Annotated in this window: 11 protein-coding genes; 7 read left to right on the forward strand and 4 right to left on the reverse strand. The window is 72.4% G+C overall.

What is annotated here, in order from left to right; translation table 11 throughout:
• Positions 1-427 precede the first annotated feature (427 nt).
• Positions 428-1,678: a 3-phosphoshikimate 1-carboxyvinyltransferase gene (gene aroA, locus ACFY0P_RS15980; protein ID WP_388912344.1), complete on the forward strand. Its 1,251-nt coding sequence runs from the start codon at positions 428-430 to the stop codon at positions 1,676-1,678.
• An 83-nt stretch (positions 1,679-1,761) separates the two neighbouring features.
• Here aroA and ACFY0P_RS15985 read toward each other — a convergent pair whose 3' ends face one another.
• Both ACFY0P_RS15985 and ACFY0P_RS15990 read right to left on the reverse strand, forming a co-directional pair.
• A complete protein-coding gene (locus ACFY0P_RS15985) occupies positions 1,762-2,562 on the reverse strand; it encodes a sugar phosphate isomerase/epimerase family protein (protein ID WP_388912347.1) in 801 nt (266 codons plus the stop codon).
• Positions 2,563-2,579: 17 nt separating this feature from the next.
• Positions 2,580-3,515 (reverse strand): GNAT family N-acetyltransferase, encoded by a 936-nt coding sequence (locus ACFY0P_RS15990; RefSeq protein WP_388912350.1) that lies wholly within the window; start codon positions 3,513-3,515, stop codon positions 2,580-2,582.
• A gap of 395 nt (positions 3,516-3,910) precedes the next feature.
• Here ACFY0P_RS15990 and ACFY0P_RS15995 point away from each other — a divergent pair, with 395 nt between their 5' ends.
• Positions 3,911-4,303, forward strand: coding sequence for a hypothetical protein (locus tag ACFY0P_RS15995; RefSeq protein ID WP_388912353.1), 393 nt, complete (start codon positions 3,911-3,913; stop codon positions 4,301-4,303).
• A 239-nt stretch (positions 4,304-4,542) separates the two neighbouring features.
• Here the strand turns inward: ACFY0P_RS15995 and ACFY0P_RS16000 are convergent, their stop codons facing one another.
• On the reverse strand, positions 4,543-5,589 hold the full coding sequence (locus ACFY0P_RS16000) for a LacI family DNA-binding transcriptional regulator (RefSeq protein ID WP_388912356.1): 1,047 nt from the start codon (positions 5,587-5,589) through the stop codon (positions 4,543-4,545).
• Positions 5,590-5,840: 251 nt separating this feature from the next.
• Here ACFY0P_RS16000 and ACFY0P_RS16005 point away from each other — a divergent pair, with 251 nt between their 5' ends.
• From ACFY0P_RS16005 to ACFY0P_RS16015, 3 genes are all read left to right on the forward strand, one after another.
• Complete coding sequence (locus tag ACFY0P_RS16005; RefSeq protein WP_388912359.1) at positions 5,841-6,998, forward strand: Gfo/Idh/MocA family protein; 1,158 nt, start codon at positions 5,841-5,843, stop codon at positions 6,996-6,998.
• Positions 6,999-7,237: 239 nt separating this feature from the next.
• Positions 7,238-8,329: a dihydrodipicolinate synthase family protein gene (locus tag ACFY0P_RS16010; protein WP_388912821.1), complete on the forward strand. Its 1,092-nt coding sequence runs from the start codon at positions 7,238-7,240 to the stop codon at positions 8,327-8,329.
• A gap of 32 nt (positions 8,330-8,361) precedes the next feature.
• On the forward strand, positions 8,362-9,162 hold the full coding sequence (locus ACFY0P_RS16015; protein WP_388912823.1) for a sugar phosphate isomerase/epimerase family protein: 801 nt from the start codon (positions 8,362-8,364) through the stop codon (positions 9,160-9,162).
• 240 nt (positions 9,163-9,402) lie between these two features.
• On the opposite strand, the gene ACFY0P_RS16020 is transcribed toward ACFY0P_RS16015, so the two are convergent.
• The gene (locus ACFY0P_RS16020) at positions 9,403-9,663 is read right to left on the reverse strand and encodes a DUF397 domain-containing protein (protein ID WP_388912362.1); all 261 of its coding nucleotides are present in this window, start codon (positions 9,661-9,663) and stop codon (positions 9,403-9,405) included.
• 212 nt (positions 9,664-9,875) lie between these two features.
• Here ACFY0P_RS16020 and ACFY0P_RS16025 point away from each other — a divergent pair, with 212 nt between their 5' ends.
• Entirely contained in the window at positions 9,876-10,949 is a 1,074-nt protein-coding gene (locus tag ACFY0P_RS16025; protein WP_388912365.1) for a MerR family transcriptional regulator, read from the forward strand.
• 406 nt (positions 10,950-11,355) lie between these two features.
• Positions 11,356-12,369: a helix-turn-helix domain-containing protein gene (locus ACFY0P_RS16030; protein WP_388912368.1), complete on the forward strand. Its 1,014-nt coding sequence runs from the start codon at positions 11,356-11,358 to the stop codon at positions 12,367-12,369.
• Positions 12,370-12,478: the final 109 nt, after the last annotated feature.

Genomic DNA, 12,478 nt, shown 5'->3' on the forward strand with positions numbered 1-12,478 from the left:
TCACCACTATTCGGGAAGTTTCTTTCCGTCAAGGGAAAGCACGGTACCCGGAGAGGGGCCGCCATCGGCGCATTGGAGGGGGGCACGTCGATGGCGGCGGGCCGGCGGCCGTGGTGCGGCGGAGAGGGTAGGTCGGCGATCGTAGCCAGCAGCGAGGGCCGACACCGCACCACGGAGACTCTTCCGACAGCCTGCGCGTTGGACGGGCGGGGCGGGGGCCGGGTTCCCGAGTTCCCGAAGTCGGGAGCGGAGGGTCGCAAGCGACGTCAGTGAAGCGCCCCTGAAAGGGGCGCTGGGGGTACCCCCGGCCGAAGGCTGGGGGAGGAACTGCGCCAGCACCCCCCACCGGCCCGCGCGCATCGAACAACCTGTTCCACCTCATGGACAAACATCCCCGCACCCCCGGGAAACCAGAGATCATCGGCCCATGCCCCTCGTCGCGATCCCCGGTTCCAAGTCCGTCACCGCCCGCGCCCTCTTCCTCGCGGCCGCCGCCGACGGAGTCACCACCCTCGTGCGCCCCCTCCGCTCCGACGACACCGAGGGCTTCGCCGAGGGCCTGGCCCGGCTCGGCTACCGCGTCGGCCGTACCCCCGACACCTGGCAGGTGGACGGCCGCCCGCAGGGCCCCGCCCTGCCCGAGGCCGACGTCTACTGCCGGGACGGCGCCACCACCGCCCGCTTCCTGCCCACCCTCGCCGCCGCCGGCCACGGCAGCTACCGCTTCGACGCCTCCGAGCAGATGCGCCGCCGCCCCCTCGCCCCGCTCACCCGCGCCCTGCGCGACCTCGGTGTCGACCTGCGTCACGAGGCGGCCGAGGGCCACCACCCGCTGCGCATCGAGGCGGCCGGGGTCGAGGGCGGTGAGGTGACGCTCGACGCCGGGCAGTCCTCGCAGTACCTCACCGCCCTGCTCCTGCTCGGCCCGCTCACCCGCAAGGGCCTGCGGATCCGGGTGACGGACCTGGTGTCCGCGCCGTACGTGGAGATCACGATCGCGATGATGCGCTCGTTCGGGGTGGAGGTGGCGCGGGAGGGGGAGGTCTTCGTCGTCCCGTCCGGCGGCTACCGGGCCACCACATACGCGGTCGAGCCCGACGCCTCCACCGCGAGTTACTTCTTCGCCGCGGCGGCCGTGACGGGCCGTGAGGTCACCGTGCCGGGGCTCGGGCGGGGCGCCCTCCAGGGCGACCTGGGCTTCGTGGACGTACTGCGCCGGATGGGCGCGGACGTGGAGATCGGCGAGGACCGGACGACCGTGCGCGGCACCGGCACGCTCCACGGCCTCACCGTCGCCATGCGGGACATCTCCGACACCATGCCCACCCTCGCGGCCATCGCCCCCTTCGCGAGCGGTCCGGTCCGGATCGAGGACGTGGCCAACACCCGGGTGAAGGAGTGCGACCGGCTCGACGCCTGCGCGGAGAACCTGCGGCGGCTGGGCATCGACGTCGCCACGGGCGAGGACTGGATCGAGATCCGGCCCGGCACGCCCGCCCCGGCCGAGATCAAGACCTACGGCGACCACCGCGTCGTCATGTCCTTCGCGGTGACCGGCCTGCGCACGCCCGGGATCTCCTTCGACGACCCGGGGTGCGTGAAGAAGACGTTCCCCGGCTTCCACGAGGCGTTCGGGGAGCTGGCCGCGGGGTGGGGGATCCCGGTCGCCGGCGCGTGATCGCGGGGGTTGTGAACAACCGGTGACCGGCGTCGATTGAGTCCTGGCAACAGGACTCACTCCCGCTCGGTTTCCAGGAACGGTCAGGCCGACTCGTTGAGCAGCCGCGCCAGGTGGTCCCGGCCCGCCGCCAGCAGTCCGGGCAGCGGGGGCGCCGCCTCGTACCAGCGCTTCTCGTACTCCCAGCACAGCCAGCCGTCCCAGCCGTGCCGGGAGAGCACCTCCACGCACTCGGAGAGGGGGAGGATCCCGGCGCCGAGCGGGAGCGGGGTGGTGTCGTCGGCCGAGGCGATGTCCTTGACCTGGACGTAGCCGAGGTGCGGGGCGAGCGCCGCGTAGCTCTCGGCGGGCTGCTCGCCGCCCAGCCAGGTGTGCATGACGTCCCAGAGCGAGCCGACCATGCGGTGGCCGACCGGGCCGAGGACCCGGATCGCGGCGGCGCCGGTGCGGTGCGAGTCGTGGGTCTCCAGGAGGACCCGGACGCCGAGCGCGGAGGCGTCCTCGGCGACCGTGCCGAGCCGCCGGGCGGCGATCGCGTCGGACTCGGCGGCCGGCAGGTCCGGGTCGGCGCCCGGGAAGACGCGGACGTAGGAGGCGCCCAGGTCGTGGGCGAGCTGGAGGAGTCGGCGCGTCTCGTCGAGGACCGGGGCGTCATCGCCGGGGGCCGCGAGGCGCGCGTACCCGGCGACGCCCAGGACCTCCACGCCGGTCGCCTTGAACTCGGCGGCCACGTCGGACCGTGCGGCCGGGCCGAGGCCGGGATGTACGGGCTCCTCCGGGTGGGCGCGCAGTTCGACGCCGTGGTAGCCGTGGTCCGTGGCGAGCGCCAGCACGTCCGGCACCGGCAGACCGGGAACCCCGAGGGTGGAGAAGGCGAACTTCATGCTCACCAACCTACTTCTCACTCCCCGGTTCCGTGCAGGTCCAGTCGCCAGTCCTGGCCGACCAGGTCCTTGCCGAAGGAGCGGTGCGGTTTCTCGGCGGTGAGGACGAAGCCGTGCCGCTGGTAGATGCGGCGGGCGGCGGACAGCACGTCGTTGGTCCACAGGACCAGCTCCCGGTAGCCGACCCCGCGCGCGAAGTCGGTCACGGCGGTGACCAGCCGGTCGCCGATGCCGAGCCCGCGGGCCTCCGGTTCGACGAGCAGCAGCCGCAGCCGTGCGGTGCCGGGGGCGTCGTCCCGTACGCACATCACGCAGCCGACCGGCCGCCCGGCCCACTCGGCGATCCAGGTCCGCTCCAGGTGCGGGTCGTGGTCCTCGGCGTAGTCGGCGACGATCCGGGCGACGAGGCCCTCGTAGTCGGTGTTCCAGCCGTACTCGGCCGCGTACAGGGCGGCGTTGCGCTGCACGATCCAGCCCAGGTCGCCGGGGTGCGGCTCGCGCAGCACGACCTCGCCGGAGCCCTCGGGGGTGTGTCCGTCGCCGAGGATCGTGCGGATGGTGCGCATCGCCTCGGCGAGGCGGGCCCGCTCGCCCGGGTCGACGGCGCCCAGCAGCGAGCCGACCGATTCCCGGGCCCGTTCGTCCAGCAGTCCGGCGGCGGCCCGCCCGCCCGGGGTGAGGGACACGCGCCGCCGCCGCGGGTCCTTCTCCGAGGGCGCGCGCTCGATCAGCCCGGCCTCCTCGAACTTGTTGAGGATCCGGCTCAAGTACCCGGCGTCCAGCGCGAGATCGGACCGCAGGTCGGCCGCGTCGGTGTCGGCGGAGTGCGCGAGCTCGTACAGCACCCGGGCCTCGGTGAGGGTGTACGGGGCGTAGAGGTGGCGGCCGTAGTCGAGAGCGCCGATGAGGTTGGTGTAGAAGCGGTTGAAGGCACGGATGTCCTGGACGGTCATGGCTGGGACCCCGATGGTTGACTGAGTCAGAGATACCGTGCCTCCGAGGCTATCCCGCCACCCCGCCAGGCCGGAAGGCGTCGGCGTGAACGGCGGTTCCGCGGGCTTTACTTGTTCTTTTTGCCCGGCCCTGGTCCTGCTTTTGACTTCGCCGCGTCCGCGCCGTAGGTTTATACACGAACGTCACTAATGTCCGTTTCAACCAGGACGTGGCGTGGTCCGCCGGAGAGCCCGGACGGCCGCGGAGGAACCGGCATCGCGGGCGGCGGACGCGCCCAGGGCTGCGCGCAGGCCCTGGAGCGCACGCAGGGCGGCTCGCCTCCTGACACGGCGGCCGTCGTTACACAACCACACCCTCGGAGAGGGGCGAAACCATGCGCGCGCACACCACACGTATGAAGAGGGTCGCCATCGCTGCGATTTCGGCACCTGTCCTGGCGCTCGCCGCCGGAGCCGGGGTCGCCAGCGCGGCCACCCACGCGGCACCCGCCCACGTCGTCTCCTACCAGGACAACGGCGGTGGCGGCGGCGGTCACGGCGGCGGTGGCGGTGGCCACGGCGGCGGCGGTGGCGGCCATGGCGGCGGGGGTTACGGCGGCGGCGGTCACGGCGGCGGCGGCTACGGCGGCGGCGGCTACGGCGGCGGTGGCCACGGCGGCTACGGCGGCGGCTACGGCGGTCACGGCGGCTACGGCGGTGACTACGGCGGCTATGGCGGCTACGGCGGTCACGGTCACGGCGGCTACTGGGGCGATGACGACGACTACGGCTGGGGCGGCTGGGACTGAGCCAGTTCTCCGCGTCTGACGCTCCCCTGGCAACAAAGGACGGATCCGGGTGCCCGACTTTCGGGCACCCGGATCCGTGCGTCGGGGCGAGTGGTCTCCGGGGCATCTGAGCCGTGCCCCCGGGTGTCACACCCTGCGTGAAGCGCCCCAAAGGGGCGCGAGGAACTGCGCGACCAGCCACGACGGCGCCGCACCCGGCAGTCGCCGGACGCCACATCGCGGCCCTCCCGGCGGAGCGCTCAGCTGCGCGGCACCCCCGAGGACCCCCGCACCATCAGCTCCCCCCGGACCGTCGCGATCCCGCCCGGCGGCGGCTCCTCGCGGCCCATGGCGATGCGGCCGGCCCGCGCCCCCGCCTCCGCCAGCGGCAGCCGCACCGTGGTCAGCGACGGCACCGCGTCGATGCTGAACGGCAGGTCGTCGAAGCCGGCCACCGACACGTCCGCCGGGATCCGCAGCCCCGACTCCCGCAGCGCCGCGCACGCGCCCAGCGCCACGGAGTCGTTGGCCGCCACCACCGCGGTGAGCGTCGGGTCCCGGCGCAGCAGCTCCAGCGTCGCCTCGTACCCCGCCCGGCGGTCGTACCGCCCGTGCACGGTCCAGCGCGGGTCCTCCTCGATGCCCGCGTCGGCCAGCGCGGCCCGGTGGCCCTCCAGGCGGTGCCGGGTGGTCGTCCGCTCCTCGGGGCCCGCGATGTAGCCGAGGCGCCGGTGGCCGAGGCCGATGAGGTGCTCGGTCAGCTGCTTGCCGCCGCCGCGGTTGTCGAAGGTCAGCGCCACCGCGTCGGTGTCCGGCGCCGGCGGCCGCCCGCACAGCACCACCCGGGTCCCCGCGTCCGCCAGCTTGCGCAGCTTCGCCGCCACCGCCGCCGCGTGCGGCGCGTTCTCCATCGCCCCGCCGGTCAGGATCACCGCCGCCGCCCGCTGCCGCTGAAGCAGGGTCAGGTAGGTCAGCTCCCGCTCCGGCGACCCCCCGGTGTTGCAGGTCACCGCCAGCCGCTCGCCGCCCGCGCGCCCGCCCGGGCCGCCGATCTCGGCCTGGATCGCGCTCGCCATGATCCCGAAGAACGGGTCGGCGATGTCGTTGACCAGGATGCCGACCAGGTCGGAGGTGGCCGCCGCGAGCGCGCTCGCCGGTCCGTTGAGGACGTAGTCCAGCTCGTCCACCGCCCGCAGCACCCGCTCCCGCGTGGACGCCGCCACGGGGTAGTTGCCGTTCAGTACGCGCGACACCGTCGCGGGCGAGACCTGGGCGCGGGCCGCCACGTCCGCCAGGGTCACCGTCATCTCGTCGTCCTCCGGTCGCGCATCTCGTCGTACGTCGTCGTACGCAGCCTGATCGGCAGTCCGATCAACAGCTTGCTCATAGGAAGCCCCCTTGCCGTGCAGACCATAAGGCCATTCACTCCTGTCGTTCGCCCCCTCGAACAACTCGACCCCATCACGGTCTTGTACAGACCAGTGGTGAAAGGCTAGCTTCAGACCATATAGAAAGCGCTTGCTGCGTTGCTGAGACGCACGCGGACGAAGGGAAACACGTGAACCGCAAGACGGTGCGTATCGCCATGAACGGCGTCACCGGGCGCATGGGCTACCGCCAGCACCTCGTCCGCTCGATCCTCGCCCTGCGCGAGCAGGGCGGACTCGACCTCGGTGACGGCACGGCCCTGTGGCCGGAACCGGTCCTCGTCGGCCGCCGCGAGCACGCGCTCCGCGAGATCGCCGACCGCCACGGCCTGTCGGACGAGCACATCTCCACCGACCTGGAGGCCGTGCTCGCGGACCCCACCATCGACATCTACTTCGACTCCCAGGTCACCTCCGCCCGCGAGGAGGCCATCAAGCAGGCCATCGCGGCCGGGAAGCACATCTACACCGAGAAGCCGACGGCCACCGGCCTCGACGGTGCCCTGGAGCTGGCCCGGCTCGCGCACGCCAAGGGCGTCAAGTCCGGCGTCGTCCAGGACAAGATCTTCCTGCCCGGCCTGCTGAAGCTGAAGCGGCTCATCGACGGCGGCTTCTTCGGCCGGATCCTCTCGGTCCGCGGCGAGTTCGGCTACTGGGTCTTCGAGGGCGACTGGCAGGAGGCGCAGCGCCCGTCCTGGAACTACCGCGCGGAGGACGGCGGCGGCATCGTCGTCGACATGTTCCCGCACTGGGAGTACGTCCTGCACGAGCTGTTCGGCCGGGTGAAGTCCGTCCAGGCCCTCACCGCCACCCACATCCCGCAGCGCTGGGACGAGAACGGCAAGCCCTACGACGCGACGGCGGACGACGCCGCGTACGGCGTCTTCGAGCTCGACGGCGGCGCCGTCGCCCAGATCAACTCCTCCTGGACGGTGCGCGTCAACCGGGACGAACTGGTCGAGTTCCAGGTGGACGGCACCGAAGGCTCAGCGGTCGCCGGCCTGCGCAACTGCCGTGTCCAGCACCGCAGCGCGACCCCCAAGCCGGTCTGGAACCCGGACATCCCGGCCACCTACGCCTTCCGCGAGCAGTGGCAGGAGATCCCCGACAACACCGAGTTCGACAACGGCTTCAAGGCCCAGTGGGAGCTGTTCCTGCGGCACGTCTACGCCGACGCGCCCTACCACTGGGACCTGCTGGCCGGCGCGCGCGGTGTGCAGCTCGCCGAACTGGGCCTGAGGTCGTCGGCGGAGGGCCGCCGCATCGACGTACCGGAGATCGAGCTGTGACCATCCACCTCCCCTCCCCGGACGGGTCGTTGCGGGCCTACGAGCCCCGCACCGAGCCGCTCGCCGTCACCCCCGGCACCCACGAGACACCTGGTAACATTTCCGGCGTGCTGAGCGAGAGCCAAGCCAGCGCAGCAACTTCTTCACTTGCAGTTCCAAACCGGGCTGGTTCCAACCCGGCTGGTGCCGATCGTGTAAGACCTACTGGCCCGCAGGGCCACAGGCGACGTGAGCCAGGAATCTCCCTGCCTCCGGCTGGGAGAGGGTTCAACTCCCGTACGGTCTTCTCGGCCGCACACATTGTCGCCGACCCCTTTGCCGACACCAACCCCGACGCGCCCGCCGCCGTCGACTGGGGCGCCACCCTCGCCTTCCGCCGCCACCTGTGGTCGCACGGCCTGGGCGTCGCCGAGGCGATGGACACCGCCCAGCGCGGGATGGGCCTGGACTGGGCGGGCGCGGCCGAGCTGATCCGCCGCAGCGCCGCCGAGGCCCGTGCCGTCGGCGGCCGGATCGCCTGCGGTGTGGGCACGGACCAGATCACCGGCGGCACCCTCGCCGAGATCCGGGCCGCGTACGAGGAGCAGCTCGCGCTCGTCGAGGAGTCCGGCGCCCAGGCCATCCTGATGGCCTCCCGGGCGCTCGCGGCGACGGCGAAGGGCCCCGAGGACTACCTGGACGTCTACGGCCACCTGCTGCGCCAGGCCGCCGAGCCGGTGGTCCTGCACTGGCTCGGCCCGATGTTCGACCCGGCGCTGGAGGGCTACTGGGGCTCGTCCGACCTCGATGCGGCCACCGACACCTTCCTGGAGGTCATCGCCGCCCACCCCGACAAGGTCGACGGCATCAAGGTCTCCCTGCTGGACGCGCAGCGCGAGGTCGACCTGCGCCGCCGCCTGCCGCAGGGCGTCCGCTGCTACACCGGCGACGACTTCAACTACCCCGAGCTGATCGCGGGCGACGAGCAGGGCTTCAGCCACGCCCTGCTCGGCATCTTCGACCCGCTGGGGCCGCTGGCGGCCGAGGCGGTCCGAATCCTGGACACCGGGGACACGGCGGGCTTCCGCGGCCTCCTGGACCCCACCGTGGAGCTCTCCCGGCACCTCTTCCAGACCCCCACCCGGTTCTACAAGACGGGCGTGGTGTTCCTGGCCTGGCTGGCCGGCCACCAGTCCCACTTCACGATGGTCGGCGGCCTGCAGTCGGCCCGCTCGCTGCCGCACTTCGCGCGCGCCTACGAACTCGCCGACGGCCTGGGCCTGTTCCCGGACCCGAAGCTGGCCGAGGACCGTATGAAGACCCTCCTCGCCCTGTACGGAGTCAACCAGTGACCGGCGACCTGTCCCGCTTCTCCATCAACCAGATGACCGTCAGGCAGCTGTCGCTGCCCGAACTGGCCGACGCCTGCCTGGAACTGGGCGTGCCGGGCGTCGGCCTGTGGCGCGAGCCGGTGCAGTCGTACGGCGTCGACGCGGCCGCCAAGCTGGTCCGCGAGGCCGGTCTGACGGTCACCACCCTGTGCCGGGGCGGTTTCTTCACGGCGACCGACCCGGACGAGCGCGCGGCGGCCCTGGCCGACAACCGCCGCGCCGTCGAGGAGGCGGCGACCCTCGGCACCGAGGTGCTGGTCCTGGTCTCCGGCGGTCTCCCCGCGGGCTCCAAGGACCTGCACGGCGCCCGCGAACGCATCGCCGACGCCCTCGCCGAACTCGGCCCCTACGCCGAACAGCACGGCGTCCGCCTGGCGATCGAACCCCTCCACCCGATGTACGCCGCCGACCGCTGCGTGGTCTCCACCCTCACCCAGGCCCTGGACCTCGCGGAACGCTTCCCGGCCCACCAGGTCGGGGTCACGGTCGACACGTACCACATCTGGTGGGACGACCGGGCACCCGCGCAGATCGCCCGGGCCGGCGCGGGCGGACGCATCCACACCTTCCAGCTCGCCGACTGGACCACCCCGTTGCCGGAGGGCGTCCTCAACGGCCGCGGCCAGATCGGCGACGGCGCGATCGACATGCGCGAGTGGAAGGGCTACGTGGAGGCGGCCGGCTACACCGGACCCATCGAGGTCGAACTCTTCAACGACGCACTGTGGGCGAGGGACGGCCGCGAGGTGCTGGCGGAGACGGCCGGCCGGTTCCTGGAGCACACGGCGGACTGAGGGCCGGTGGCCTGCCTGCTTCCCGCGAGGACGGGCAGGCCACGCCCCTGAGAACTGCCGAGCAGTCCATCGAACTGTGGCGCCATGCGACTGACGAGGGTCGGCACGATCACGCGGCGCAGAGCACACGCGTTGCTTGGGACCGCCCTCTCGCCGACGTTCTGGTCGCCGTGTTCCACCAGTCCGGCCATCCGGCGGCCGATGCCGAACTGCGGACGGCGTTCCTGCACTTCCGGGGCGTCAGTCACCGATATGACCGTCCCGCACGGCCTCGACGAACGCGAACCAGCCGCCCGCCGAGAAGGCCAGCGCTGGGCCGCTGACGGCCTTGCTGTCGCGGACGGGCACGCCGACGTGGCCACGGGCTGCTTCGAGGCACTCGCCCTGGCTGCCGCCGCTGTAGCTGGACTTGTACCACCCGGTGAGGGTGGACGAGTCGGAGACGGTGTGCTCGCTACTGGACGTGTGCGTGTTCCTCCGCTGCCGCTCGGACGAGGGCAAGTGACTCCTGCTGCGACAACGCGTCGCTCAGCGCTAGAGCGCAGGCGGTCTGCGAGGCGCTCACCAGGGCCGGATCATCCATCAAGTTCCCAGTCAGGGACGTCAAGCGTGTCGCCGAGAGCAGGGGTGCGCGGTTGCCGCGCGGTGACTGACCTGGCCCGGTTGACCCTCGACCTTGTGGAGGGCCCAGAGTGCCGGATGTGGAGAACGACATGCGCAGCATCGGGGAGATGGCCCGCGACAGCGGCCTGGGCGTGAGCGCCCTGCGGTTCTACGACCGTGCCGGTGTGCTGGTCCCCGCCTGGGTGGATCCGGTGAGCGGCTACCGCTGGTACGAACCCGGGCAGCTGGAAGAGGCCCGGCTGCTGGCCCGCCTGCGCCGGGCCGGGATGCCGCTGGCGGACATCCGGCTGGTGCTGGCCGGCTGGTCCGGTCCGGACACCGACCTGGTCCGGAAGCTGCTCACGGCACACCTGCGTCGTCTGGAACAGGGGCTGTCCGATGCCCGCGCCGAGTTCTCCACGCTCCGAGCCCTACTCGATCACAGGGAGAACGTCATGACCTCGCTCCGTACCGCCTCCGTCCGCCTGTCCGTCGCCGCGCCGGAGCTGGCGGCCGCGCTGGACACGGTTCGCTTCGCGGCGAGCACCGACCCCGAGCTGCCGATGCTCGGCGGGGTTCTGTTCGACATCGAGGGCGGGAGCCTGCACGCCGTGGCCACCGACCGGTACCGGATGGCGGTCGCGCGGGCCGGTGTCGCCGGGCACGACGGGGGCCGGGCGCAGGTCATCGTGCCAACTCCGCTCGCCGATGCGATGCGGCCGCTGTTGGACGGCGAGGGAGCCGTGGGGCTCTCCGTCGACGGCGACCGGGTGACGCTGGAGGCCGGGGACCGGCAGGTGGCCGGCCGGCGCCTCGGCCACGACTTCCCCGACTACCGCCGTCTCCTGCCCCGGGCCGGCGGACGCCGGGCCGTCGTCGAGGTGGCGGCCTTCCGGCAGGCTCTGGAGACCGGTCCTGTCCGCTCGGGGGAGTCCGGGGCGCCCGATCTCAGCGTGCTCAAGGTGGAGGACGACGGCACGGTCACCCTCTGCGCCGATGCCGATGCCGACGGCGACCCGGACCGCGTCGCCGTCAACCGTGAGTTCCTGCTGGCCGCGTTGGCCGCCGGGGCCCGTGACCGACTGGTTCTGGAGCTCGGCGCGCCCACGGCGCCGATCGCGATCCGTCGGCCCGACGACGAGGGTGCCTTCTCGCTCCTGATGCCGGTCCGGCTGGAGAACTGACGGAACCCGTGTGAGGAGACTTCTTCACACAGCTCTTTTTTATGGGTCACCCGTCTTTGTGGCCGTCTTGGATTGTCATCAATTGACGCGTTCGGCTCGCGGCGGCTCCGAGCCCCCGGGCGCCGCCGGCCTCGGGCGGAAAAATCTTGGAACCCGCGTACAACCCTCCCCCCACCCCGCCGGTCCTACTCGGCATCAGGACTTTCGGAGGGGGATCCGGGGGGATCGCGGGGGTTCTGATACGGAGGGGGAAAGCCGAGGGGGTTCGGTCGACGGACCGGGCCCCCTCGAAACATGTCCGGGCATCTCCCGGCGACATCGCGGCCGGTTCCTGTGTTGCTCCCGGGTGCCGTGTGCTCCAGGCTGCTCCTGACCGGACTACTGTTCGACTCGGGGGGCGGTTCTCGTGCTGCGCATCCACTTCACGCCGCGGGATCTGACCCGCATCAAGGTCGCAAGCGCCCCCGACCCGCTCTGGGAGGTCGCCTGCAGTCTGCACCGGTTACAGACCTCGCGAGGCCGCTGGGCGTACGCCGACTGGTACCGCGAGACCCGGACCACGCTCGCCGGCACCCGCCTCGGCGCGGCCGTACGCCGGCTCCTGATCCCCGTGCTGCCCCGGGCCCGCTACCTGCCCGACTTCCTTACCCCGCAGGAGGCCGCCGACGGCCTGGACCGCGGGCTCGCGGCGGTCGTCGACACCCCGCCCGAGCGCGTCGCCCACGAGATCCGGCTGCTGGACCGGTCCAGCGGCGCCCCCGACTGGGCGTTCCGGCTGCTGGAACGCGAGGCCCGCGAGGACCTGACCGGACTTCTGCGGGCCTACCACGAAGCGGTCGTCGCGCCCCACGAGAGCCGCATCCTCGCCACCGTCGCCGCGGAGCGCGCCCTGCGCGGCCGGGACGCCCTCGCGGCCGGGGTGGACGGACTCCTCGCCGGCCTGTCACCCGCGATCCGCTGGCATCCTCCGGTCCTGCACGTCGACTACGTCGAGGACCGCGACCTGCACCTGGCCGGCCGCGGACTGCGCCTGGTCCCCTCCTACTTCTGCTGGCAGTCACCGGTCTCGATGGCCGACGACACCCTCCAGCCGCTGCTGGTCTACCCCGTGCACGCACTGCGCGCGCCCACCCCCGAACACCCGCCCGACGCCTCGCTCGCCGCACTGCTCGGCCGTACCCGGGCGGCCGCGCTGCGGTCCCTCGCACTCGGCGCGACCACCTCCGAACTGGCCAGGTTCCTGGGGGTGTCGGTGCCCACGGCCACCCACCACACCACCGTGCTGCGGGACGCCGGCCTGGTCGTCAGCCAGCGCCACCACAACACCGTGCTGCACACCCTCACCCCGCTGGGCGCCGCGATGCTCAGGGGCAATCCGCGTCACGCTCAGCAGTCCGGCCTCACCCCACGGGCCACGTGAGGGTTCGGAGCGTCGCCGGAGCGGCGAACTCCGCCGCCCGGCGAGGGACTTTAGAGCCCCGTCGAAAGACGTGGCCCGTGGGGCACGTGCTCTGCCAGCGTTTCGGGTG

It is taken from the genome of Streptomyces sp. NPDC001714 (assembly GCF_042892755.1).
In the GTDB taxonomy this organism is placed as follows: Bacteria; Actinomycetota; Actinomycetes; order Streptomycetales; family Streptomycetaceae; genus Streptomyces.